General features: G+C 72.0%; 21 protein-coding genes and 1 other RNA gene. 8 read left to right on the top strand and 14 right to left on the bottom strand.

All coding sequences use genetic code 11. The features are described 5' to 3' along the window. Positions 1–33: 33 nt before the first annotated feature. Positions 34–1,371 carry a type I glutamate--ammonia ligase gene (gene glnA, locus EDF55_RS01905; RefSeq protein WP_123653244.1) on the bottom strand — a complete coding sequence of 446 codons (1,338 nt, stop codon included), beginning with the start codon at positions 1,369–1,371 and terminating at the stop codon, positions 34–36. 61 nt (positions 1,372–1,432) lie between these two features. Between glnA and EDF55_RS01900 the strand changes: the two genes are divergently transcribed. Continuing rightward, positions 1,433–3,196, top strand: coding sequence for an NAD+ synthase (locus tag EDF55_RS01900; protein WP_123653243.1), 1,764 nt, complete (start codon positions 1,433–1,435; stop codon positions 3,194–3,196). Here the strand turns inward: EDF55_RS01900 and EDF55_RS01895 are convergent. Beyond that, positions 3,193–3,369: an SPOR domain-containing protein gene (locus tag EDF55_RS01895; RefSeq protein WP_123653242.1), complete on the bottom strand. Its 177-nt coding sequence runs from the start codon at positions 3,367–3,369 to the stop codon at positions 3,193–3,195. The two genes, EDF55_RS01900 and EDF55_RS01895, sit on opposite strands and share 4 nt — an antisense overlap. Positions 3,370–3,410: 41 nt before the next feature. On the opposite strand from EDF55_RS01895, the gene map reads away from it, so the two are divergent. The 3 genes from map (at position 3,411) to rnpB (ending at position 5,610) form a co-directional block, all read left to right on the top strand. Continuing rightward, on the top strand, positions 3,411–4,274 hold the full coding sequence (map, locus tag EDF55_RS01890) for a type I methionyl aminopeptidase (RefSeq protein WP_123653241.1): 864 nt from the start codon (positions 3,411–3,413) through the stop codon (positions 4,272–4,274). Between the two features lie 15 nt (positions 4,275–4,289). Next, positions 4,290–5,039, top strand: coding sequence for a polyphosphate--glucose phosphotransferase (gene ppgK / locus EDF55_RS01885; protein ID WP_123653240.1), 750 nt, complete (start codon positions 4,290–4,292; stop codon positions 5,037–5,039). Positions 5,040–5,253: 214 nt separating this feature from the next. Further along, an RNA gene (gene rnpB / locus EDF55_RS01880) (RNase P RNA component class A) lies at positions 5,254–5,610 on the top strand. A gap of 183 nt (positions 5,611–5,793) precedes the next feature. Here rnpB and EDF55_RS01875 read toward each other — a convergent pair. The 9 genes from EDF55_RS01875 to EDF55_RS01835 all read right to left on the bottom strand — a co-directional run bounded on the left by EDF55_RS01875 (position 5,794) and on the right by EDF55_RS01835 (position 15,235). Further along, positions 5,794–6,528, bottom strand: a complete 735-nt coding sequence (locus EDF55_RS01875) for a zinc ribbon domain-containing protein (protein WP_123653239.1) — start codon at positions 6,526–6,528, stop codon at positions 5,794–5,796. Between the two features lie 2 nt (positions 6,529–6,530). Then, entirely contained in the window at positions 6,531–7,382 is an 852-nt protein-coding gene (locus EDF55_RS01870; RefSeq protein ID WP_123653238.1) for a Nif3-like dinuclear metal center hexameric protein, read from the bottom strand. A gap of 44 nt (positions 7,383–7,426) precedes the next feature. Next, complete coding sequence (locus EDF55_RS01865; RefSeq protein WP_123653237.1) at positions 7,427–8,470, bottom strand: hypothetical protein; 1,044 nt, start codon at positions 8,468–8,470, stop codon at positions 7,427–7,429. 129 nt (positions 8,471–8,599) lie between these two features. After that, on the bottom strand, positions 8,600–9,157 hold the full coding sequence (locus tag EDF55_RS01860) for an alpha/beta hydrolase (protein ID WP_123653236.1): 558 nt from the start codon (positions 9,155–9,157) through the stop codon (positions 8,600–8,602). A gap of 36 nt (positions 9,158–9,193) precedes the next feature. Beyond that, complete coding sequence (locus tag EDF55_RS01855; protein WP_165931476.1) at positions 9,194–10,153, bottom strand: AraC family transcriptional regulator; 960 nt, start codon at positions 10,151–10,153, stop codon at positions 9,194–9,196. Between the two features lie 155 nt (positions 10,154–10,308). Further along, a complete protein-coding gene (locus EDF55_RS01850; protein WP_123653234.1) occupies positions 10,309–10,743 on the bottom strand; it encodes an ATP-binding protein in 435 nt (144 codons plus the stop codon). After that, positions 10,740–11,078 carry an STAS domain-containing protein gene (locus tag EDF55_RS01845; protein ID WP_123653233.1) on the bottom strand — a complete coding sequence of 113 codons (339 nt, stop codon included), beginning with the start codon at positions 11,076–11,078 and terminating at the stop codon, positions 10,740–10,742. The genes EDF55_RS01850 and EDF55_RS01845 overlap by 4 nt, the downstream gene beginning before the upstream one ends. A 123-nt stretch (positions 11,079–11,201) precedes the next feature. Beyond that, entirely contained in the window at positions 11,202–12,389 is a 1,188-nt protein-coding gene (locus EDF55_RS01840; RefSeq protein ID WP_123653232.1) for a multidrug effflux MFS transporter, read from the bottom strand. A gap of 188 nt (positions 12,390–12,577) precedes the next feature. Continuing rightward, the gene (locus EDF55_RS01835) at positions 12,578–15,235 is read right to left on the bottom strand and encodes a phosphoenolpyruvate carboxylase (protein WP_123653231.1); all 2,658 of its coding nucleotides are present in this window, start codon (positions 15,233–15,235) and stop codon (positions 12,578–12,580) included. A gap of 164 nt (positions 15,236–15,399) precedes the next feature. Here EDF55_RS01835 and EDF55_RS01830 point away from each other — a divergent pair, with 164 nt between their 5' ends. Next, positions 15,400–17,148 carry a BCCT family transporter gene (locus EDF55_RS01830; RefSeq protein WP_395869720.1) on the top strand — a complete coding sequence of 583 codons (1,749 nt, stop codon included), beginning with the start codon at positions 15,400–15,402 and terminating at the stop codon, positions 17,146–17,148. Positions 17,149–17,232: 84 nt separating this feature from the next. Here EDF55_RS01830 and EDF55_RS01825 read toward each other — a convergent pair whose 3' ends face one another. Then, positions 17,233–17,535 carry a DUF2470 domain-containing protein gene (locus EDF55_RS01825; RefSeq protein ID WP_260233464.1) on the bottom strand — a complete coding sequence of 101 codons (303 nt, stop codon included), beginning with the start codon at positions 17,533–17,535 and terminating at the stop codon, positions 17,233–17,235. Continuing rightward, positions 17,532–18,203, bottom strand: coding sequence for a heme oxygenase (biliverdin-producing) (locus EDF55_RS01820; protein WP_123653230.1), 672 nt, complete (start codon positions 18,201–18,203; stop codon positions 17,532–17,534). The genes EDF55_RS01825 and EDF55_RS01820 overlap by 4 nt, the downstream gene beginning before the upstream one ends. An 87-nt stretch (positions 18,204–18,290) precedes the next feature. On the opposite strand from EDF55_RS01820, the gene EDF55_RS01815 reads away from it, so the two are divergent. From EDF55_RS01815 to EDF55_RS01805, 3 genes are all read left to right on the top strand, one after another. Beyond that, the gene (locus EDF55_RS01815; protein ID WP_123653229.1) at positions 18,291–19,133 is read left to right on the top strand and encodes a siderophore-interacting protein; all 843 of its coding nucleotides are present in this window, start codon (positions 18,291–18,293) and stop codon (positions 19,131–19,133) included. Positions 19,134–19,208: 75 nt separating this feature from the next. Beyond that, entirely contained in the window at positions 19,209–21,713 is a 2,505-nt protein-coding gene (locus EDF55_RS18645) for a hypothetical protein (protein WP_185017051.1), read from the top strand. Positions 21,714–21,851: 138 nt separating this feature from the next. Further along, the gene (locus EDF55_RS01805) at positions 21,852–22,412 is read left to right on the top strand and encodes a GIY-YIG nuclease family protein (RefSeq protein ID WP_123653228.1); all 561 of its coding nucleotides are present in this window, start codon (positions 21,852–21,854) and stop codon (positions 22,410–22,412) included. An 11-nt stretch (positions 22,413–22,423) separates the two neighbouring features. On the opposite strand, the gene EDF55_RS01800 is transcribed toward EDF55_RS01805, so the two are convergent. Further along, the gene (locus tag EDF55_RS01800; protein WP_123653227.1) at positions 22,424–23,389 is read right to left on the bottom strand and encodes a hypothetical protein; all 966 of its coding nucleotides are present in this window, start codon (positions 23,387–23,389) and stop codon (positions 22,424–22,426) included. Positions 23,390–23,409: the final 20 nt, after the last annotated feature.

The raw sequence follows: 23,409 nt of genomic DNA, 5'->3' as shown, positions 1-23,409 counted from the left end.
CGGCCGGGACCGGCGCGGAGCTGCTCATGGGCGCTAGAGCATGCCCAGGTTGGTGTCGAGCTCGAACGGCGTGACCTGGTCGCGGTACCGCTGCCACTCCTGCCGCTTGTTGAGGAGCACGAAGTTGAACACCTGCTCGCCCAGGGTCTCCGCGACGAGCTCGGAGTCCTCCATCAGGGACAGCGCGTGGTCGAGGCTGGCCGGGAGCTGCGCGTACCCGAGGGCCTTGCGCTCCGAGTCGGTGAGGCCCCAGACGTTGTCCTCGGCTTCTGCGGGGAGCTCGTAGCCCTCTTCGATGCCCTTGAGGCCGGCGGCGAGGATGAGCGAGTACGCGAGGTACGGGTTCGCCGCGGAGTCGATGCCGCGGTACTCGACGCGCGAGGACTGGCCCTTGTTCGGCTTGTAGAGCGGGACGCGGACGAGCGCGGAGCGGTTGTTGTGGCCCCACGTCACGAAGGACGGTGCCTCGTCGCCACCCCAGAGCCGCTTGTACGAGTTCACGAACTGGTTCGTGACCGCGGTGATCTCCGGCGCGTGCTTGAGCAGGCCGGCGATGAAGTGCTTCGCCGTCGGGGAGAGCTGGTACTCGCCGCCGGGCTCGTAGAAGGCGTTCTGGTCGCCCTCGAACAGCGACACGTGCGTGTGCATGCCGGAACCGGGCTGCCCGGAGATCGGCTTCGGCATGAACGTCGCGTAGACGCCCTGCTCGATCGCGACTTCCTTGACCACGGTGCGGAACGTCATGATGTTGTCCGCCATCGTCAGCGCGTCGGCGTAGCGGAGGTCGATCTCGTTCTGGCCGGGACCGGCTTCGTGGTGGCTGAACTCCACCGAGATGCCGAGGTCCTCGAGCATCCGGACGGCGCGGCGACGGAAGTCGTGCGCGCTGCCGCCGGGGACGTTGTCGAAGTAGCCGGCCTGGTCGACGGGCTTCGGGCCGCCGTCCTTCCAGTCGCGGTCCTTCAGCAGGTAGAACTCGATCTCGGGGTGCGTGTAGAACGTGAACCCGCGGTCGCTCGCCTTGGCCAGCGTGCGCTTCAGGACGTTGCGGGGGTCGGCCACGGCGGGCTGCCCGTCCGGCGTCGCGATGTCGCAGAACATCCGCGCGGTCGGGTCGATCTCACCGCGCCACGGCAGGATCTGGAACGTCGAGGGGTCCGGGTGCGCCAGCACGTCCGCTTCGTAGGAGCGGCTGAGTCCCTCGATCGCGGAGCCGTCGAACCCGATGCCCTCGGCGAAGGCGCCTTCGACCTCGGCCGGGGCGATCGCCACCGACTTCAGGGTCCCGATGACGTCCGTGAACCAGAGTCGGATGAACTTGATGCCCCGCTCTTCGATGGTGCGGAGCACGAAGTCCGTCTGCTTGTCCATGCACGCCCTTTCCGCGTTCCACCACGGCCCTCCGGGGACCGTGCTCAATAGGCTAGTGGTCATGCCCCGTCTCCGCTTGGCACTCGCCCAGACGAACCCCGTCGTGGGCGCCTTCGACCGGAACGCCGCCGGGATCCTCGACGCCGTCCGCTCCGCCGCCGCACACGGCGCCGACCTGGTCGCCGTCGGCGAGATGGCGATCTCCGGGTACCCCATCGAGGACCTCGCGTCCCGTCCGTCCTTCCTGCGCGCCGCACGGGCCGCCGTGTCCTCGCTCGCCGTGCAGCTGGCGGACGAGGGACTCGGCGACGTCCCCGTCGTCGTCGGCCACCCGGACGGGCCGTTCGAGCCGCGGGCCGTCGACGTCAGCACGGCCCCGACCGCGATCGCGAAGAACTGCGCGAGCATCCTGCAGCACGGGCGCGTCGTGGCGACGACGGCGAAGTACCACCTGCCGAACTACTCCGTGTTCGACGAGTACCGGGTGTTCATCCCGGGCTCCGACCTGCTGGTCGCCCGGATCGCGGACGTCGACGTGGCGATCATCATCTGCGAGGACCTGTGGCGGGACGGCGGCCCGGTCGCCCGGGTGCTCGACACCGACGCCGGCCTGCTCCTCGTGGTGAACGCGTCGCCATGGGTGGCCGACAAGGACGAGGTCCGGCTGCCGCTCGTCACCCGCAGGGCCACCGAGTCCGACACGATCGTCGCCTACGTCAACATCGTCGGCGGACAGGACGACCTGGTGTTCGACGGCGACTCGGTCGTCGTCGACGAGCAGGGCACGATCCTGGCGCGGGCACCGCAGTTCCGCACGCACCTGCTGCTGGTGGACGTCGACCCGGCACCGGCCCGCTCGGAGGCCCTCGTCACCGAACACGTGCAGCGGGTCGCGCTGGACACCCCGAACTCGACGCCCGGGTCGCTCGCGGGGCGTCCGGCGCTCCCCCGGGACGTGGCCGTCCTGCCGTCCGACCTCGCCGCGATCTGGGACGCGCTGGTGCTCGGCACCCGCGACTACGTGCAGAAGAACGGCTTCCGGTCGGTCGTCCTGGGCCTCTCCGGCGGGATCGACTCCGCCGTGTGCGCCGCGATCGCGGTCGACGCACTCGGCCCGTCACAGGTCGTCGGCGTGTCGATGCCGTCGCGGTGGTCGTCGTCGCACTCGATGTCCGACGCCGACGACGTCGCCGCACGGCTCGGCCTGCAGTACCGCACCGAGCCGATCGCCGACCTCGTCGCGCCCTTCGACGCGCAACTGGCACTCACCGGCCTCGCCGCCGAGAACATCCAGGCGCGGGTGCGGGCGCTGATCCTGATGGGGCTCTCGAACCTCGACGGGCACCTCGTGCTCACCACGGGCAACAAGACCGAGCTCGCCGTCGGGTACTCCACGATCTACGGGGACTCCGTCGGCGGGTTCGCACCGATCAAGGACGTCCCGAAGACGACGGTGTGGGAGCTCGCCCGGTGGCGGAACGCGCTCGCGGTCGCCCGCGGCGGGACCGAGCCGATCCCGGAGAACTCGATCGCGAAGCCGCCGTCCGCCGAACTCCACGAGGGGCAGGAGGACCAGGACACGCTGCCGCCGTACGAGGTGCTCGACGCGATTCTGGACCGCTACGTCACGCAGGCGCAGGGGGCGGCCGACATCGTGGCCGCGGGGTTCGACGCGGACACCGTCGCCGAGGTCACGCGGCTGGTGGACCGCTCGGAGTGGAAGCGGCGGCAGGGCGCGATCGGACCGAAGATCTCCGGGATGGCCTTCGGTCGCGACCGGCGCCTGCCGATCACGTACCGCCCGTCCGGCCCGGGTACCGCCTAGGCCTCCTCGTCCCACTTCTCGTTGTTGGCCTGGATGCGCTGGAGGGCGTTGGCCGCTTCCTCCCGCGTCTCGAACGGGCCGATCCGGTCACGCTGCGGGGACTGCGGCCCCTGCTCGACCGCGTGGGTCTTCTCGTTGAACCACCACTGGGACTCGATGCGCTCGTCGCTCATGCCGCCAAACGTACCCTCGCGGCGCGGCTAGAGTGGAGCGCATGCCCCGGGACGAACACGGACACCTGACCGCCGGCCGCATCTCCCCGCAGCGGCCCGTCCCGAAGGACATCGAGCGGCCGGAGTACGTCGGCCGGGTGGAGCCGCACGAGCACGGCCTCGGTGACACGTACTCGCCCGACGAAGTCGCGCTGATCCGTGCGGCCGGGCAGATCGCCTCCCGCGCGATCGACGCCGTCGGTGCCGCGATCCGGCCGGGCGTCACCACCGACGAGCTCGACCGCATCGGCCACGAGTACATCGTCGCGCACGGGGCGTACCCCTCCACGCTCGGCTACCGCGGGTACCCGAAGTCGCTTTGCTCCTCGGTGAACGAGGTGATCTGCCACGGCATCCCGGACGACACCGTGCTGCAGGACGGCGACATCGTCAACATCGACATCACCGCCTACAAGGGCGGCATGCACGGCGACACGAACCGCACGTTCGTCGTCGGACAGGCGGCACCCGAGGTCGTCGACCTGGTCACCCGGACCGAGGAAGCAATGAACCGCGGCATCCGCGCGGTCGCTCCCGGCCGCCAGGTGAACGTCATCGGCCGCGCCATCGAGTCCTACGCCAAGCGCTTCGGCTACGGCGTCGTCCGTGACTACACCGGCCACGGCGTCGGTCGGGCGTTCCACTCCGGGCTGATCATCCCCCACCACGACGCCCCCCACTACGACACCGTGATCGAACCCGGCATGGTGTTCACGATCGAACCGATGCTCACCCTCGGCGGCATCGAGGCCGACATCTGGGCCGATGACTGGACCGTCAGCACACGTGACAAGTCCTGGACCGCACAGTTCGAACAGACCCTCGTCGTCACGGAACGTGGCGCCGAGCTCCTGACCGTCTCCTGAAAGGCACCGCTCCTCATGACCTCACTCGCAGTCGGCGTCGACATCGGCGGTACGGGCATCAAGGGCGCGATCGTCGACACGACGACCGGTGAACTGACGACCGAGCGCATCAAGAAGGCCACCCCAGAGGGCGGCAAGCCGCACGACATCGTGGAGGTCGCGAAGGCGATCCTCGACGAGCTGTCCCCCGCCGCCGACGTCCCGGTCGGCGTCTGCTTCCCCGCGATCGTCCGCGACGGCAAGACCATGTCGGCCGCCAACGTGTCGAAGAAGTGGATCGGCTTCGAGGCCGAGGCGCTCTTCGAGAAGGAGCTCGGCCGCTCCATCCACTTCGTCAACGACGCGGACGCCGCCGGGTTCGCCGAGCAGCAGTTCGGCGCGGCGAAGGGCCGCGACGGGCTCGTCATCATGACGACGCTCGGCACGGGCATCGGCACGGCGCTCATCAACGACGGCGTGCTCATCGTGAACGCGGAGCTCGGGCACCTGGAGATCGACGGGGTCGACTACGAGACGAAGGCGTCCTTCGCGGCGAAGGAGCGCGACGACCTCACCTGGAAGCACTGGGCGAAGCGCCTGCAGAAGTACTACTCGCGGCTCGAGGCGCTGCTCTCCCCGGAGCTCTTCGTCGTCGGTGGCGGGGTCTCGAAGCAGTACGAGGAGTTCCTCCCGCTGCTCGACCTGCAGGCGGACATCATCCCCGCGACGCTCCGCAACAACGCGGGCATCATCGGCGCGGCGACCCTGGCGTTCACCTCGAAGTAGGGCCGCGCGGGCCCGGGGCCCGGGCGCGCGGGGGCCGCGCGGGCGCCGCGCGGGCGCCGGGCGCCGGGCGCGTCCCCGGGCGCGTCCCCGGGCGCTGAGATCGCACTTCGTGTCGGATCGGCGCGCCGGACCCGACACGAACTGCGATCTCAGGGGGGGGGACGGTGTGCGCGAGCGCCGGCGCCGGCGCGGGCGGTAGACTCTCGATCGCGAACGGGTCGGTGAGACGGTCGCGTCACTCCCCCGGGAGTGCCGAGGAACGTCCGGGCTCCACAGAGCAGGGCGGTGGGTAACACCCACCCGGAGCAATCCGCGAGACAGTGCCACAGAAAGCAGACCGCCGGTGGCGACACCGGTAAGGGTGAAACGGTGGTGTAAGAGACCACCAGGGGTCCGGGTGACCGGATCCGCTCGGTAAACCTCGCCCGGAGCAAGGTCAGACAGAGGACGTCGAGGCTGCTCGCCGAGTCCTCGGGTAGACCGCTGGAGGCCGACGGCAACGTCGGTCCGAGAGAGATGGCCGTCACCGCTGCAAGGCGGGACAGAACCCGGCGTACGGCCGGCCCGTTCGCACCCCACGCATCGCGCGGCACCGCGTGCCGTCGCACAACCGAAAGCACCCCGAACCACGGAAGTCCGTGGTTCGGGGTGCTCTTGGTTGTGCGAAGTACATCCGAACCGCGCGCGGCGCGGAGCGCAGCGGCGCGGAGCGCGGCAGCGCAGCGCAGCGCAGCGGCAGCGCAGCGCGCCGCGGCTACAGCCCGGACTCGGCCGTCCGGACGAGGACCGCCTCGCTGTCCGGGCAGAGCACGACGTCGTCCGGCGCAGCCGCACGGATCGCCTGCAGGTCGGCGCCGGTGAGCGTCACGCCCGACGCGGTCGACACGCCGCCCTGCAGCAGCGACGCCCCGAAGCCGTACCGGGCACGCTGACGCTCGTACAGCGCCAGGAGGTCGTCCGGCACCTTCGCGGCGACGTCGGCGCGGCTCTGCACCGCGGACGAGCGGTCCGCCTCGAGCCGGGCGATCTCGGTGTCACGCTCCGTCGCGAGTCCGGCGCGGGCGGCTTCGACGTCGGCGAGCTCCGCCTCGATGTCGCCGACCCGGGCGCGCAGCCCGTCGAGCTTCTCCATGATCTCGAGCTCGGAGGTCTCGAGGTCGCCGATGCGGCGCTGCAGCGAGTCGAGCTCGCTCTGCAGCCCGGCGGCGTCCTTCGCGCTCGACACGTTCGCGAGCATCGTCGTGTCGCGGGTCACGCGGGCCTGCGCTGTCGCGGTGTCCGACTCGAGCCGGGCGAGGTCCCGCTCCGCGTCCTCGACGTCACCGGTCGCCGCGGCGAGCCGGCTGCGGAGCCCGGAGGCGGTGGCGCTGAGCTCGGTGAGCCGGTCCCCCTTCTGCAGGGAGCTGATCCGGTGCGCGATGCGCGTGATGTCGTTGTCGAGTCGCTGGACGTCGAGGAGGATGACCTGGTCCTCGGGTGCTGCCTTCATGGTCAGGCTCCTTGTTCGGTGGTGGGGGTGGGGGCGGCCGCGCTCGGCAGGACGGCGAAGTCCCACGGGTCGGTCCGGAGGTCGCTCACGGTCACGCGGACCCCGGCGGCCTGCCGGAGCTGTTCCGCGGCGACGTCGAGCCAGAGCCACTCGGTGGCCCAGTGCGACGTGTCGATCAGTGCGGGTCCGTCGGTGAGCAGCGCCTGTTCGCGGAACTCCGACGCGGGGTGGTGGCGGAGGTCGCTGGTGACGTAGACGTCGGCGTCGCGCACCAGGGCGTTGCCGAGCAGGGAGTCCCCGGCGCCGGCGCAGAGCGCGACGGTGCGGACGGGCCGGTCGTAGTCCCCGGACACGCGGACGCCGGAGGCGGTCGGCGGGAGCACGTCAACGATGCGCCGGGCGAGGACGCCGAGGGGCACCGCTTCCGGCAGGACGCCGACGCGTCCGATCCCGGTGTCGGGCGCGTCGCCCGGGTCGAGCGGGCGCTGGTCGCGCAGTCCGATGCGGTCGGCGAGCACCGCGGAGGTCCCGGTGGCGACGACGTCGGCGTTCGTGTGGGCGGCGACGAGCGCGCACCCGCCACGGACGAGCGTCGCGAGCACCGCACCCTTGTAGGTGTCCTCGGCGATGGTCGTCACGCCGCGGAGCAGCAGCGGGTGGTGGGTCAGCAGCAGGTCGGCGCCGAGTGCGACCGCTTCGCGTGCGGTGTCCGGCACGGCGTCGACGGCGAGGTGGACGTGCTCGACGACCGCGTCCGGGTTCCCCGAGACGAGGCCGACGGAGTCCCACGACTCGGTTCCCGCGACCGGCCACAGGGACTCGATCACGGCCTGGAGATCGCGCAGCGTCGGCATCCGGACAGTCTACCGAGGGGACCGGCTGGGCCGGCGCCGCGAGGTCACCGGCGGCCGAGGACCCGGAGGACGGCGGCGACGACGCGGGACCACCAGCCGGCACGAGCCGACTCGGCAGCGTCCACCGCATCGGCGGACTCGGTCGGTGCGACCGGCGCGGCAACGGCGTCCGGCAGCGCGGCGGCGTGCTCCTCGGGGAACACGACCGGCGTGCCCGCGGTCTCCGCGCGGTGGGCACGGAGCACGGCCGCGAACGTGTCGCGGTCGACGACGGTCGGCCCGGTGACGGGCTGGATGAGCGGGGTGGGTCGCGTGTTCGCCGACACCGGTGTCACGGCCTGGAGGCTCGGCACCAGTCGGGCGGGCTCGTCGCGGTCCGCGGCGGCGTCGTCCAGGGCCGGGTTCGCGCTGACCACGACGGGCGCGGCGACCGCAGGCAGCACGAGTGCGGGGGCGGGCTCGACGACCGCGGCGGATGTGACGACGGCGACGGCACCGGTGGTCGCAGCACGACGGGCGGCGGCGCGGTCGCGACGGTCCGCCTCGTCGGCGGCGTCCGCGAGCAGGTCGTCGAAGACGGAGCGGGCGTAGGCACGCGCGGCGTCGATCTCCGGGTCGCTGAGGTCGGCGACGACGGCTTCCCACGCGGCGAGCCGTGCGAGGTCCTCGTCGCGGCGGCGGACCTCGTCCTCGAGGATCACGATGCGCTCGATCGTCGCGCGGCCGCTCTGCGCGGACACCTCGACGGCGAGCTCCTCGATCCGGAGGGCGAGTCGCTCGGGCGGCTCGGGGAAGGACGGGGCGCAGACCGAGGCGTGGCGGCCACGGTCGCGGGGGCGCCGGAAGGCGCTGTCGTCCGAGGGGACGGACGCGGGCTGTTCGGACTCGGACTGTTCGGACTCGGCCTGCTCGAGCAGGGGCGCGGCTGCCGTGGTGGCGTCCGGTCGCTGCACCGGGCCGGTGACGGGCGGGACCACGAGGTCCGACACGTACGGGGCTCGGGTGGCCGGGGCGTCACGGAGCCACTCCTCGAGCTCGCGACCGAAGGGGTCGACGAGAGGGGTGCGTGCACCGGACTGCGTTTCCATGTTCCGAAGGATAAATATCGCGGAGTGGATGCTGTCGCTCATCCCCGGTGTGTCGCGGGATCGCCTGCCATATCGCGTCGAAGGTGAACGGCGTGTCGCGCGGCGCGATGCACTTCCGTCACATCTGCCTCAGAGGCCCCGCGAAAACTCCTCGAGGAGCGCCATGCCGTCCGGCCAGTCCCCCACCCCGCTGGCGATGTTGACGTGCCCGTGCGAGCCGATCCGACGGACATCGGCACCGAGCCGGGCGGCCATCTCCTCGGCACGTTCGGACGTGCAGTAGGGGTCGTCGTCGCTCACGACCACCAGGGTGGGCGTGGCGACCGCGCGGTCGGGTACCGCGAAGCCCGCGGCGGCGACCGGGAACCCCGGTGCCTCCGGGTCCGGCGGGGCGACGAGGAACGCGCCCGCGATGCGGCCGTCGTCGTTCCGCCCGTCGTCCGCTCCGAGCCACCCGGCGACCGCCAGGACGCCGAGACTGTGCGCGACGAGCACCGGCGGAGCGTCCACCGCGGCGATCGCGCGGTCGATGGCAGCGGACCAGTCGTCCGGGTCCGGCTCGGACCAGGACGTCGGCGCGATGCGCACCGCGGCACCGGCCCGTTCGGCCTGCCAGCGCGACTGCCAGTGCTCGGGGTCGGAGTTCCAGATCCCGGGGACGATCACCCACGGTCGTTCTCGGCTCACGGTCCGAGCGTAGAGGGCGCGCCCGCGCTCCGGGACTCAGCCCTGCAGCGTGTCCCGCGGGTACTCGCCGAACCGGGAGGCGTAGGCGGCCGAGAACCGGCCGAGGTGCGCGAAGCCCCAGCGCATGGCGACGGAGGCCACCGTGAACTCACCGGGCGTGCCGCGACGGAGTTCCTCGCGGATGCGGTCCAGGCGGATCCCGCGGAGCATCGCGTTCGGCGCAGACCCGACCTGCCGCTGGAAGGCCTGCTGCAGCCCACGGACGCTCAGCCCGACGTGTGCGGCGACGTCCGTCGTCGAGATCGGTGTGTGCGCGAACGCGGACATGTACTCGACGGCTTCCCGGACCCGACCGGTCGCGCCCTGCGGCAGGTGCACCTCGGCCGCGAGCAGCCGGTGCGGGAACGTCCGGAGGAGCGTCGTCGCGGTCGCCCGCGCCGTCTCGGCCATCGCGAGCGGCGACACCGGCGTGGTGCCGAGGACGACCGCTGCGGCGTCCTGGACCTGCCGGTGCCACTCCCGCACGTCGTCGGGCGACGGTGCGGTGGCGTGGTCGAACACGAGCGGCCCTGGCTGTGCGCCGTGCACCTCGGCGGCGATCCCCTCGAGGTACGTCCGGTCGAACTGCACGAGGCTCTGCCGCACGTCGGCGAGCTCGAAGGCGAACGGACGGCCGGTCGGGAACATCATCGGCGACCCCGGCGCGAACGGCACTTCGTCCCGGCCGATGTCGACCCGTCCGCCGCCGTCGACGGTCCACATCACAACGTACTCGTCGCGGGACTCCACCTCGCCCCGGATGGCCGCGTCGAAGCGGCTCGACCGGAACGACATCGACTCGTCGCCGACCACCCGGAACCGGTAGGAGAACGGGCGGGCCGTGCGGCGCGCGACGAACCCGGCGCCCTCGTAGGCGTCCTCGTACATGCGCCGAGCGTCGTCGAGGTCATCGCCCGACGTCTCGAAGCTCATGCGGGGGTCGGGCTCGACTGTCATCGCGCGCATCGTGACACGATCCCCCTCCGCGTCCGCAATCCGCCGAGCCGTCTTGCGGGTTCCGGCCTCCTGGCTGCGCATTGTGGATCAGGGCGTCACACTGCTCGCGTCCGTGCGCGGCCTGCTCGCGGATCATTGCGCAGCCGGCTCCCGGATCAGTGCGCGGCGCCGTCCGCCGCCCGTCCACGCCGGACCGTCCACCGGTTCCGGTCGCCGTCCCGCTCGTACCGCAGTTCGTCGACGACCATGCCGACCAGGGCGAGACCGCGACCGCTCTCGGCGGACGCGTCGGGGAGTGCTGCAGCCGACGGGTCGACGGAGGTGGGCCGACCGTCGTCGGTGAGTCGTGCCTCCAGACCGTCGCCCGTGACCGCGAGGTCGAGCGAGCACGCGACCCGCGCGCCACCGCCCGCGTGCTCGACCACGTTCGAGGCGAGCTCGATCAGCGCGAGCTCGAAGGCCATCCGGTCTTCCGGACCGACGGTGGGTTCCGTGCCCCACACGCCCGCGAGGAAGTCGTGCACGGCGGAGACGTCGTCCGGCGGGGACGCGAAGTCGAGACGGTGCTCGCTCACGGCGCTGCCGCTCATCCCCAGTTGGTGACCGCGGCGTCCCCGTCGGGGTACGTCCGCAGGATCTTGTCGATGTTCGAGAGCTTGAGGACCATCGAGACCTGGTCCGAGGGGGCCGCGATGCGGAGGTCCCCACCGGCCTGGCGCGCGGTCTTCAGGCAGCCGACGAGCGCGCCCAGTCCGGAGGAGTCCATGAACTCGACCCCGGAGAGCTCGACGACGACGCGGTGCCGGCCGTCCCCCACGACCTTGGCGACGGTTTCCCGGAACGCCGGGGCCGACACCATGTTCAGCCGCCCCTTGCACTCCAGGACCGCCGCGTCCGTCTGCGCCTCGTGTACGACGATGTCCATGCGGGATGCCTCCTCCGGTCGGTGCCCCTTGCTCAACGGACCCTATCGGTTCGCGCCGTGGCTTCGTTCGGTGCGCGCCGCGGCTTCTTCCGATCCGCGGCGCGGTCAGCGTGTGCGCCGCGGTCAGCGTGTGCGGCGCGTCGCCGACGCCTGGACGAGGACCGCGGCGGCCATCAGCACCACCATCACGGACCCCATCGCCAGCGCAGTCCCACCGAGGAGCCCCGCGAGCGGCGTCCCGAGCCCACCGAGCCCGAACGACAGCCCGCCCTGCAGCGCCGCCGCCGTCCCGGGGTGCGCCGCGCCGACGTGCTGTGTGCGGGTCATCGCCGCCGGCAGCACGAAGCCCCACGCCCCGGTGACGACCGCCAGCGAGCACCAGACCGGCACCGGCCCGAGGCCGAGCAGCGCGGCGACGAGCACCCCGGCCCCGCCGATCGTCCCGACGGCGAGCCCGAAGGTGAGCAGGCCGTCCTCGGAGAACCGTCCCACGACGCGGCGGAACACCAGCGTCGTGATGATCATCATCGTCGCGTTCGTGGCGAAGACGAGCGTGTACAGCCCCTCGGAGAAGCCGAACTCGGTCTGGAACACGAACGAGCTCGTCGCGATGTAGGCGAAGAAGCCGATCGTCGACAGCACCCCGGTCAGCAGGTACGCCCGGAACCGCGGGATCGCGACGAGCTGCCGGATCCGCTGCCAGTTCGCCGCGAGGCCCACACTGCCCCGGGTGCGGAGCGTCTCGTGGAAGTACGGGACGACCATTGCGAAGAACACCGCACCGAGCACGGCGAGCACGACGAACATCACACGCCAGGTGGCGAAGGACAGCACCGCTCCCCCGGCCAGCGGCGCGACGACCGGGCCGATCGCGTTGATCGCTGCCAGGGTCCCGAACACCTTGGCCATCGGCGGGCCCGCCATCACGTCGGAGACCATCGCCCGGCCGGCGACCGCCGCTGCGGCACCCGCCAGGCCCTCGACCACCCGGGCGGCGATGAGCGTCCCGACGTCCGGCGCCAGGGCACAGCCGAGGGACGCGAGCGCGAACAGGGCCGTCCCGCCGAGCATCATCGGCCGACGACCGATGCCGTCGCTGACCGGGCCGGCGAGGAGCTGCCCGACCGCGAACGCGACGAGGAACGCCGTCAGGGAGAGCTGCACGGCACTCGGGCTCGTCGCGAGGTCCCGGGCGATCGCGGGCAGCGCCGGGATGTACATGTCCGTCGCGAACGGCGACACCCCGACGATGAGTGCCAGGGGCACGATCGGCGGGAGGGTGGCCTGGGTCAGGGTGCGCTCCGTCGTCACCCGGGCAACGCTACGCCGCCCCGAATCGATTCGACAGGGGCGCGGCGGCGCGGCGGCGCGGCGGCGCGGCGCGGCGCGGCGCGGCGCGGCGCGCCTCGCGAACGGCGAGACGCCGCTGTCCGGCCGAAACGCCGCCGTGGACCGGGGCGTCTCGGTCGCACAGCGGCGTCTCGAGCCTGGAGCGGGGCTCAGCCGGTGTTCTGCAGGCCGGCGGCGATGCCGTTCACCGTCAGCAGGAGCAGGCGGTGGTCGGTGTCCGTCGGGTCGGTGCTGCCGCTCGTCCGGATGGCGCGGAGCGCCCGGAGCTGCAGGTGCGACAGGGCGTCGACGTAGGGGCTCCGGAGCCGGACGGCGCGGGCGAGCACCGGCCGGTCCTCGAGGACGTCGGCGCCACCGGAGACCTTGAGCACCCAGTCGCGGGTCCGGATCATCTCGTCGAGGACGCGGGTGGCCAGGTCGTCCCGGTCCGCCAGCTCGAGGTACCGGCGGGCGATGTGCTCATCGGTCTTCGCCAGGGACATCTCGACGTTCTTGATCATCGCGCCGAACAGCGGCCACTCGGCGTACGCGGTGCGGAGCAGGTCGACGTCGCCGACCGCCTCGAGCGCGGAGCCGAGGCCGTACCAGCCGGCGAGGTTGATCCGGGCCTGCGTCCACGAGAACACCCACGGGATCGCTCGGAGGTCCTCGAGGGACTCCACCGACAGGCCACGACGGGCCGGGCGGGAGCCGAGCGGCAGCAACCCGATCTCCTCCATCGGGGTCACGCGGGCGAACCACGGCGCGAACCCGTCCGCCTTCACGAGCCCGTAGAAGGCGTCGCGGGAGACGTCGTCGAGCTGCTGGGCCAGGTCGGCGAACCGGGTGGCTGCGGCCTCGATGCGGGCCTCGTTCGAGGGCGAGGACGCGAACAGCGTGGCGGAGGCCATCTGCTCGAGGTGCCGGGCGGCGATGTCCTGGTCGCCGTACTGGGCGAAGATGACCTCGCCCTGCTCGGTGAGCTTCAGCCGGCCGTCGATCGACCCCGGCGGCTGGGCGAGCACGGCCTCGTTCGCGGGACCGCCGCCGCGGCCGAGCGAACCGCCGCGGCCGTGGAAGAGCGTGAGCTCGATGTCGTTGGCCTTCGCCCACTGCGCGATCTTCGCCTGGGCGTCGTACAGCGCCAGGTTCGCCGACACCGGGCCGACGTCCTTCGACGAGTCGGAGTACCCGAGCATGACCTCGAGCTTCCGGCCGGTCGCGGCGAGTCGGCGCTGGAACGCCTCGGTCCGGACGGCCTCGTCGAGGATCTCGACGCTGGCGTGCAGGTCGGCGAAGGTCTCGAACAGCGGGATGACGTCGAGCACCGGTGCCGCCTCCGCGGACCCGAGCGCGGCGACCGCCAGCTCGTGCACGTTCGCCAGGTCCGCAGCGGACTGCGTGAACGAGACGATGTAGCGGTTCGAGGCCCGGACGCCGTAGCGCTGCTGGAGCTCGGCGATGGTGCGGAAGACGGCGAGGACCTCGTCGGTGGTCTCGCTCAGCTCGCCACCGGCGCGGATCTCCGCGAGCGCGTTCCGGTGCACCTGTGAGTGCTGCCGGATCTCGAGCTCGGCGAGGTGGAAGCCGAACGTCTCGACCTGCCAGACGAGGTTCTGCAGCTCGCCGTACGCGGGACGCGACGCCCCGGCCGCGACGAGCGAGGCCTGGATCGTGCGGAGGTCGGTGAGGAGCGACTCCGGGCCGGGGTAGGCCAGCGGGGCGTCGCCACGTCGGGTGGCGTCGATGCGCGCCGCCGTGAAGAGGAGTGCGCGGCGATGGGTCTCGTTCGGCGCCCGGATCCCGATGCGCTCGGCGATGTCCGGGTCGAGGGACTCCTGCGACGCCACGAGCGCGGTCAGCCCGGCGTCGGCCGGCGTCTCGCTGTGGTCGAGGGTCAGGGTGCTGCCGATGCGGGTGGCGGCACGGGCGAGACCGAGCAGGATGTGCTCCGCCGCGATCTCCGCCGCCTGCCGCGTGATGTCGGACGTCACGAACGGGTTGCCGTCGCGGTCGCCGCCGATCCACGTGCCGAAGCGCACGAACGCCGGGGCCTGCACGGGCACGCTGCCGGCGTCCTCGCCGAGGAGCCGGTCGTCGAGGAGGCGGTACACCTGCGGCACGATCTCGAACAGCGTCTGGTCGAACACGCTCATCGCGGTGCGGACCTCGTCGAGCGGGGTCGGGCGGGTGGTGCGGAGGGGCGAGGTGCGGAGGAGGTTCGTGATCTCCTCGAGCAGGCGTCGCTCGTTCTCGGCACGGGCTGTCGCGTTCTTCGCGCGGTCCCGTTCGTCGATGAGGTCGGTGATGCGCCGCACGGCCGTGGTCACCGCGCGGCGGCGGGCCTCGGTCGGGTGCGCCGTGAGCACCGGGTGGAACCGGAGGGCGTCGAGCCGGGCGGCGGCTTCGTCCGCGCCGACCTCGCCCACGAGCTCGGCGTAGGTGGCCGGGAACGAGTCGCCCCCGACGCCGCCGTCGTCGCCCCGCAGCCGGAGGACGCGCACGCGGTGGTGCTCCTCGGCCAGGTTCGTCAGGTGGAAGTAGGTGGTGAAGGCCCGTGCGACCTCTTCGGCACGCTCGGCCGAGAGTCCCGCGACGACCGCTTCGGCCCGTGCGGCACCGTCGGTGTCCGATCCCTCGTACGCCTCGATGACCGCGGCACGCAGCGCTTCGACGTCACGCAGGAGCTCGTCGCCGCCGCTCTCGCGCAGCACGCGCCCGAGCAGGCTCCCGAGGTAGCGGACGTCCGCGCGCAGGTCGCTGTCGACCGCTCCGCTGACATCGTCTCGTGCGCTGCCGAAGCGCGTCGATCCGTCGATCGCCGTCATCTCGTCCTCTCGGGTCGCCCGGCACACCGCTTCCGGGACCCCAGCAGCGTATCGGCAGGCGGGCGCACGTGACGACGACCGTCCGGACGGCCGGACGCGGGCGCGCGGCCTTCGTAGACTCCGCGGTACGGGGACAGACCGCCCTCGCAGGGCGGAGCGCGGACGTGAGCGACACGACGGAACCAGCCGACACGACGGAACCAGCCGGCACGACGGGATCATCCGACACGACGGGATCATCCGACACCACGGGACCATCCGGTGTCCCGGTCCCCGACCTGCGGAAGCGACCCCCGGTCGAGCGCTGGGTCTTCTGGCCGGCCGCCGGCCTCGTCCTGGCCTTCGTCGTCGTGGCCCTGATCGCCCCGAAGGGCACCGAGGCCGTGTTCGCGACGGTGCAGGACACCATCGTCCGGGACTTCGGCTGGTACTACGTGCTCGTCGCCGCGGGGTTCGTCCTGTTCGCGATCTGGATCGGCTTCAGCCGCTTCGGCGACATCGTCCTCGGCAAGGACGACGAGGAGCCGGAGTTCTCCACGATGTCGTGGCTCTCGCTGCTCTTCGCGGCGGGCATGGGCATCGGGCTGGTGTTCTACGGGGTGGCCGAACCGCTCAGCCACTTCGCGTCGCCGCGACCCGGGGTCACCGGCAGCGACGACGAACTCGCGCAGCGGGCGATGACGCAGACGTTCCTGCACTGGGGTCTCCACGCGTGGGCGATCTACGTCGTGGTCGGGCTCGCCCTCGCCTACGCGATCCACCGGCGCGGCCGGCCGGTCTCGATCCGGTGGGCGCTCGAGCCGCTGCTCGGCCGTCGGGTGACCGGCGGGTGGGGCAACCTCATCGACGTCGTCGCCCTCGTCGGCACGCTCTTCGGCGTCGCCACGTCGCTCGGGCTCGGCGTGCTGCAGATCGGTGCCGGGCTCGACTACACGGACATCGCCGAGGACTCCCGCGGCCTGCAGATCGTGCTCATCGCCGTCGTCACGCTGATCGCGATCGGCTCGCTCCTGAGCGGTGTCGGCAAGGGCATGAAGTACCTCTCCACCACGAACCTGCTGCTGGCGGCCGCCCTGCTCCTGGTCGTGCTGGTGTTCGGCCCGACCCAGTTCCTGCTCGGCGAGTTCGTGCAGTCGATCGGGCTGTACGCGCAGGGCTTCGTCGGGGCCGCGTTCGACACGAGTGCGTTCGCGGGGAAGGCCGGCCAGCAGTGGCAGGGCGCCTGGACCACGTTCTACTGGGGCTGGTGGATGTCGTGGGCGCCGTTCGTCGGCATCTTCATCGCGCGGATCTCCCGGGGCCGGACCGTCCGCCAGTTCGTGCTCGGCGTGCTGTTCGTCCCGACGCTCCTGACCTTCCTCTGGTTCGGGGTGATGGGCGGCACGGCGCTCTGGGACCAGCTGCACGGACACGGCGACCTGGTCGGCGCCGACGGCAGCGTGAACGTCGAGCGTGTCCTCTTCCAGATGCTCGGAGCACTGCCGGCAGGTCCGGCGCTCGTGATCGGCGCGATCGTCCTCATCGGCGTGTTCTTCGTGACCTCGGCCGACTCCGGCGCGCTCGTGATGGGGATGATCGCGACGGGCGGGCAGCTCGAACCGAAGAACTGGATCCGGGTCTTCTTCGCCGTCGTCACCGCGCTCGTCGCCGTCGCGCTGCTGCTCGCCGGCGGCCTGAACGCACTGAAGACGGCCGCGATCACCACGGCGCTGCCGTTCAGCGTCGTGATGGTGCTGATGTGCGGGTCCACCGTGGTGGCGTTCACCCGTGAGCGGCGCGCGTACCTCCGCGCGGAACGGCGGGCGGCGATGGCCGACTTCGCCGAGTTCTACCAGCAGGAGGTCGTCGACCCCGCGGAGCGGGCGCCCCGCACGGGGCCGATCGCGAAGCTCGCGCGGCGCATCCGCCGCTGAGGGAGTGTCGCCGGGAACACGGCGTCCGGCGGAAGCACCCCTGCTGTGGCGGAGCGACCGCGTTCCCGGCGGGTCTGGGGGCGGCTAGCTCGGCTCGGCGAGCTGGGCCTGCGCGGCCGCGTGCACCTCGACGATCTGCACGCGAGCCGACCGGCGATCGGTCAGCGGGGACGTCCACGGCACGATGACGTGCTCCACGTCCCCGTCGTCGAGCTGCGCGAGCCAGACACCCGCGATCGCGTCGATCTCGGTCATGGTCGCGGCCACTGCGGTCGCTGCGCCGTTCGCCCGCGCGATCACCAGGTTGTCGAGCGCGTGGTCGGTGTTCATGTGCCGGAGGATCGCGCGCCGGGCCTCGGCGTCGAAGGGCGGCTGCCCGTCGGTCACGCGATCACCGCCGCGTCGCCATCCGTGCGCCGCGCCACGTCGAGCTCGGCGAGCAGCCCGCTGTTGAGCGCGTACGCCAGCTCCACCTCGGCGATGACCCGCTCGCGCTCGTCGTCGTCCCACGGCGCCGCATCGAGCTGCGCCCGGTAGGTGTCCCGGAACGCGGTCGGGTCGGCGACCTGGTCGAAGATGTAGAAGAGGACGCCGTTCGTGTCGAACCCGAACTGGTCGGCGAGCACCCGGCCGATCGCCTGACCGCCGGAGAGGTCGCCGAGGTAGCGCGTGTAGTGGTGCGCCACGAAGCCGCCGGGCCACTCGGCCGCGACCTCGTTGAGGCGTCGGACGTACGCCGTGGTGGCGGGCGACGGGCACACCAGCTCGGACCAGTCCGGCCCGATCAGGTACTCGAGGTCCGCGCGGATCGCCGGCATCCGGGTGAGCTGCGCGGTGACGAACGGCGCTGCCACCGGGTGGTCGGCCATCCGGGCTGCGGCGCGCTCGAGGGCGTCGTACACGAACGAGTACTGTCCGAGCAGGGCGGCGTAGTCGGCGACGTCGCACGCACCCCCGAGCAGGTCGTGCATGAAGTCGTTCCCGGCCGCGGAGCCGTGCGAGCGGCGGGTGCGCTTGCGCAGCAGCTCGGAGAACGGGATGACGGTCGTGTCCATGAGGTAAGGCTAACCTTAGTGACGCGCACGTCAAGCACGAACCACGGAATCCAGGCGACGCAGAAGCACCGAGAGGAAGCTCCTCAGATGAGCTCGAAGAACCGCACCCAGCACGTGTTCGTCGTCGACCGCACCGAACAGCTGTCGCCGCACATGGTCCGCGTCCACCTCGGCGGCCCCGCGTTCGATGACTTCATCGCGGCGGCGGACCCGGAGCGACTCGGGAGCACCGACAAGTACGTGAAGCTCCTGGTCGCCAAGCCAGAGCTCGGGCTCGAGCCCCCGTACGACCTCGAGGCGCTCCGCGAGACCCTCCCGAAGCACGACCGGCCGGCCCGCCGCACCTACACGGTGCGTGCCATCGACCTCGACGCCCACACGATCGCCATCGACTTCGTCGTGCACGGCGACGAGGGACTCGCCGGCCCCTGGGCCGCTGCGGCGGAGCCCGGCGACCGGCTCGCCCTCTCCGGCCCCGGCGGCGGCTACGCGCCGAGCACCGACCCCGCGGTCGTCCACGTCCTCCTCGGCGACGACAGCGCGCTCCCGGCGATCGCATCCGCCCTGGAGGCCATGGACGACTCCGCCACGGGCGTCGCCCTGGTCGAGGTGGCCGGCCCCGACGACGAACAGGACATCGCGCACCCGGCCGGCATCGCACTGCGGTGGCTGCACCGCGACGCCGCCGGCGCCGAGCCGGGCACGCTCCTGCTGGCCGAGACCCGGGAACTGCCCCGTGCCTCCCGGCCGGTCCAGGTGTTCGCCCATGGTGAGCGGACCGCGATCAAGGCGATCCGTCGGCTGCTGCAGGACGAGTGGGAGCTCGAGAAGTCGGACATGTCGCTCTCCGCGTACTGGGCGCTCGGGCGCGCCGAGGACAAGTTCCAGGAGGAGAAGCGCGAACCGATCGGCGTCATCTTCGACGCCTGAGCGCCACCGCCGAGTGGTCTGTGACATTTCATATTACGGATATGCTGAGTGCTCCCCCACAGAACGGTTGTACTCATGGCAACTCATCCCCGCTGTCCCCTGCTCGCAACGGGACTCGCGCTCACGATCGGTCTCACCGGAGCCCTCACCTCCGGTTCGGCGGCGCTCGCAGCCTCTCCCGCTGCAGCTGCAGCTGGATCGGTCCGGTCGCACGGCACGACGAACTCCGCTGACCTGACACCGCCGACGATCGTCCGATTGGCGCCCGGAGCACTCGGTGAGTGGGAGGTCGTCTTCCACGGGAGGCCGAACACCGGGGTCATCCGCGTCGGCGAGGACGGCGCCTTCGCCGGCCGTTTCGGCAAGACCGGAGCCGACGGCACGCTGGTCTCGACGATCCCGCGCGGCCTCGTCGGCACGATTCGCATCGTCACCGAGGACGGTTCCGGGCAGTCGCGTCCGCTGCAGATCCCCGTCCCGACCTCCGACGCGGACCGGGTGTCGCCAGAACCGCGCGACATCACCGTCACCCCGACGGCCGCTGGCTTCCGGCTCAGTGGTGCGTCTGGTCTCGACGTCGTGAACGTGTTCGGCCAGGCCACCGGTGCACTCCGCTTCCCGCTCGGCACCGTCCCCGTGACCGACGGACGCTTCGCCGTCGAGGTGCCCGCGTCGCTCGCAGGTCGGACGATCGGTGTCGGCGCACAGCTCGCCGGATGGCGGACCGCAGTCACCCAGGTTCGGGTACCCGACGACGGACGGGGCGGACCGTCGACGCCGAACGTCCGGATCATCGCACCGTCGAAGGGGGTGACCGTCCTCGCCGGCGACGCCGACCCGGGCACGACGATCGTCATCAGGACCACCGATGGCGACCGAGACCTGACGACGTCCAGGGACGGCTCGTGGTCCGGCGAGGTCACGAACGACAACGGCGGCGTGCGCCTCCTGGCGCGGGATGCCTCGGGAGCGTTCTCACCCGAGGTCACGGTCCCGCTCGGCGCGGCGCACGTGTCCGACCCGAGCGGCGCAGCGGTGGTTCGTGACGGCGCAGACGTCAGGATCACCGGCGCTGCGAGTGGCGACCGGGTCGGCCTCACCGGTACCGGGCGTACCGAGGTGAGCGCACCGATCATCGACGGGACGTTCACCGTGACGGTGCCGGCTGCGACCCTCGGCACGCGGGTGTCGATCGCGTCGCACGCGGGGTCGTCGACCTCCGGCGCACTCACCGTCACGATCCCCGACGCGACGAGCGTCGGTGCTCCCTCCGTTTCGCGGACCATCGCGACTGCGACCGGGAAGCTCGTGCTCATCGGCACAGCGACCGGAGCGGTCTCGGTGAGCGCGACCATCGACGGCTCCCACTACGTGTTCGCACGCGTCTCCGAAGGCAGGTTCTCCGTCGAGTTGCCCTCCGAGGTCATCGGCCGTTCGATCGGCCTCACGGGGATCGGTGACGACGGATCGCGGTCGGCGACCACGACCACCACGCTCGAGCTGCCGAGCGAGAGCGCCGAGGTCGGAGCGCCGGTTGCTTCGCGCTTCTTCGAGCACGTGGACGGCACACGCAGCTTCCGACCGGTGCCGTCGGGCGACGAACCCGAGGTCGTCTGGCTGATGGACGGCCGACGCCAGGTCGTCCGGGCCGCGCTCGTCGAACGGGGCTCGTCCGTCGTGACGGTCTGGGACATCGCCGCCGAAGCAGCGAACGAGGAGTACACCATCGTCGCGTTCGACGGTGCACATCGTTCCGCCCCGGTCGTCGTGCCCGGGCAGCTGAGCGTGGACGGCATCGCGAATTCGAACCGCTACACGCCCGGCCCGCGCACCTTCACCGGCACCGCGACACCGGGTTCCGTGATCGTCGCCCGCGACGCGGGCGCAGGAGAACTCTTCCGGACGACGGTCGGCGCGAGCCGGTCGGCCTCCGGGACGTGGTCGGCCGTCGCTGAACTCGCGAAGCCGGATGGCTACGACGTGTCCTTCACACAGACCACGCCGACCGGTGGGGTGAGCGTGATGGAGCACGTGGCATTCGTCGCGGAGGCTGACACCCGCCCGTTCGCGGTGACGAGCCACACCAACGGGCAGACCTACACCGCTGGGAAGAACACCTTCACCGGCACCGCGACGGCAGGAAGCCTCGTCACGGCGAAGAACCAGTGGGGCACCCCGATGGGCTCGGCGAAGACCAACGCCACCGGCACGTGGACCTTCGACCGCGACCTCGGCCCCACCGCCGACTACACCGTCACCTTCACCACCGACTCCGGCCAGAACCCCCTCACCCTCCACCTGAACGGACCGAAGTCGAACGCCCCGTTCGCGGTGACCAGCCACACCAACGGGCAGACCTACACCGCTGGGAAGAACACCTTCACCGGCACCGCGACGGCAGGAAGCCTCGTCACGGCGAAGAACCAGTGGGGCACCCCGATGGGCTCGGCGAAGACCAACGCCACCGGCACGTGGACCTTCGACCGCGACCTCGGCCCCACCGCCGACTACACCGTCACCTTCACCACCGACTCCGGCCAGAACCCCCTCACCCTCCACCTGAACGGACCGAAGCGCTAGACAGCAGACCGTCCGAACAGCGATGCCCGCGGATCAGCTCCGCGGGCATCGCTGTTCCTCGGCGCACTCGGACCCGCAGCGCGCAGGCACCACACGGTCGACGCCTGAGCGTCGGCGGTCGCCGGTAGCGTTCGGCGCATGGTCGAGTCGTGCTGCGTCCCGGGCTGCGCCGGCGCGAGCGCGCCCGGCGCGCCGGTCCCGCTGTGCTCGTCGCACGTGCTGGTCGTCAGCGACTTCGGCGCGGCGCACCACGGCACCGAGGACGCCCTGCCCGGACCGTGCCTGGTCTGCGGGTCCCGCGTGGGGGTGCGGTTCGCCTCGGGGATGCTCTGCGCGGTCTGCGAGTGGCCGTACGGGGACGTCCCCGACCAGGACCTCGCTCCCCCGCGGGTCGACGTCGTGTACTACCTCCGGCAGCAGGACGGCGTCGGGGACCGCATCAAGATCGGCACGACCGCGAACCCGCGGCAGCGGCTGGCCCGGATCGCGCACCAGGACCTGCTGGCGTTCGAGCGCGGCGACCGGATGCTCGAACGGCATCGGCACGCGCAGTTCACCGCGTCGCGGTACCCGGGCACCGAGTGGTTCCGGGTGACGCCCGCGCTGCTCGAGCACGTCGCGGTCGTCGGCGCCGGGGTGCCGGACCCGTGGGCGCTGCACGCGCGGTGGCTGAGCGAGGCGCTGGCGCTGCGCGGGTGACGCCCGGCGCGTCAGCGCGCGTACGCGTCGACGAAGAGGGCGCCGCGCACGTCGCGCAGCGTGTCCACGAGCCGCTCGATCGTGCGCCCGGAGACGCCGGACACCTGGAGGTCGTACGGCCCGAGTGCGGGCAGCCGTCCGGTCCGGATACGCACCACTTCCCAGCCGACACCACGGAGCGCCCGGTCCTTCCGGCGGTCGGACTCCTCGCGCGGGCCCACGTGCTCGAGCCCGTGCCGCCCGGTGGAGTCGTACTCGATCGCGACGCGGAGCTCCGGCAGGATGATGTCCGGCCAGGCCTCGACGTGGTCGTGGAAGGGCCGGTCGAGGCGGATCGCCGTGCGGTCGAACGTGAAGTCGAAGCGGTCGGAGAGCGCCTGGCGCAGCTCGGCCTCCACCGCGGAGGCCGTCGCCGGGGCACACACGCTGATGAACGCGTCCCCCGAGGGGAGCCGCGGGGTCTTCGGGCAGATCGTCCGCGGAGGACGCGGCGCACGCTGCCCCGAGGGACGCCAGCCCGCTCCCCGGGCACGCGAGGACGCGACGGCACCCGTGGGGAGGGACGACCCCCGACCCGCTGCCGGGAGCGTCTGGCGGCCCGTCGTCCGCACCGCGCGTTGCGGCACGGGGACGACGGCCGGCCAGTCCTCCGGCAGGACGGGCCACCGCTGCGGCTTCGCCATCACCTGGCACTCGGGGCACCACACCGACCGGCGACGCTCACGCCCGGGGCGGCCGCGCTGTTCGGCGGGGGTCGCGACGAAGACGTGGCCGACGTCGCACTCCCAGGTGAGCAGCACGTCGGCGGCGGGCGGGATCTGGGTCAGGACGATGCCGGCGTTCCACTCCGGGTGGTACTGCCGGATGAGCACCGGGTAGGACTGCCAGGCGTCGCGGAACTCCCCCACGGCGTACGGCATCGGCACGCCGCGCGACCACTGCCGGCGGCGCCACCACGCGTCGACGGGTTCCACCACGCCACGACGGTACGACGGGC

The sequence above is a fragment of the Curtobacterium sp. ZW137 genome (genome assembly GCF_003762905.1).
Taxonomy (GTDB): Bacteria; Actinomycetota; Actinomycetes; order Actinomycetales; family Microbacteriaceae; genus Curtobacterium.
The sequence above is the reverse complement of the archived record's forward strand: the minus strand, read 5'-3'. Positions and strand labels throughout refer to the sequence as shown.

Coding starts and splice junctions, on each gene's coding strand:
- glnA (WP_123653244.1), bottom strand. CDS start 1,371: ATGGACAAGCAGACGGACTTCGTGCTCCGCACCATCGAAGAGCGGGGC.
- EDF55_RS01900 (WP_123653243.1), top strand. CDS start 1,433: ATGCCCCGTCTCCGCTTGGCACTCGCCCAGACGAACCCCGTCGTGGGC.
- EDF55_RS01895 (WP_123653242.1), bottom strand. CDS start 3,369: ATGAGCGACGAGCGCATCGAGTCCCAGTGGTGGTTCAACGAGAAGACC.
- map (WP_123653241.1), top strand. CDS start 3,411: ATGCCCCGGGACGAACACGGACACCTGACCGCCGGCCGCATCTCCCCG.
- ppgK (WP_123653240.1), top strand. CDS start 4,290: ATGACCTCACTCGCAGTCGGCGTCGACATCGGCGGTACGGGCATCAAG.
- EDF55_RS01875 (WP_123653239.1), bottom strand. CDS start 6,528: ATGAAGGCAGCACCCGAGGACCAGGTCATCCTCCTCGACGTCCAGCGA.
- EDF55_RS01870 (WP_123653238.1), bottom strand. CDS start 7,382: ATGCCGACGCTGCGCGATCTCCAGGCCGTGATCGAGTCCCTGTGGCCG.
- EDF55_RS01865 (WP_123653237.1), bottom strand. CDS start 8,470: ATGGAAACGCAGTCCGGTGCACGCACCCCTCTCGTCGACCCCTTCGGT.
- EDF55_RS01855 (WP_165931476.1), bottom strand. CDS start 10,153: ATGACAGTCGAGCCCGACCCCCGCATGAGCTTCGAGACGTCGGGCGAT.
- EDF55_RS01850 (WP_123653234.1), bottom strand. CDS start 10,743: ATGAGCGGCAGCGCCGTGAGCGAGCACCGTCTCGACTTCGCGTCCCCG.
- EDF55_RS01845 (WP_123653233.1), bottom strand. CDS start 11,078: ATGGACATCGTCGTACACGAGGCGCAGACGGACGCGGCGGTCCTGGAG.
- EDF55_RS01835 (WP_123653231.1), bottom strand. CDS start 15,235: ATGACGGCGATCGACGGATCGACGCGCTTCGGCAGCGCACGAGACGAT.
- EDF55_RS01820 (WP_123653230.1), bottom strand. CDS start 18,203: ATGGACACGACCGTCATCCCGTTCTCCGAGCTGCTGCGCAAGCGCACC.
- EDF55_RS01815 (WP_123653229.1), top strand. CDS start 18,291: ATGAGCTCGAAGAACCGCACCCAGCACGTGTTCGTCGTCGACCGCACC.
- EDF55_RS18645 (WP_185017051.1), top strand. CDS start 19,209: ATGGCAACTCATCCCCGCTGTCCCCTGCTCGCAACGGGACTCGCGCTC.
- EDF55_RS01805 (WP_123653228.1), top strand. CDS start 21,852: ATGGTCGAGTCGTGCTGCGTCCCGGGCTGCGCCGGCGCGAGCGCGCCC.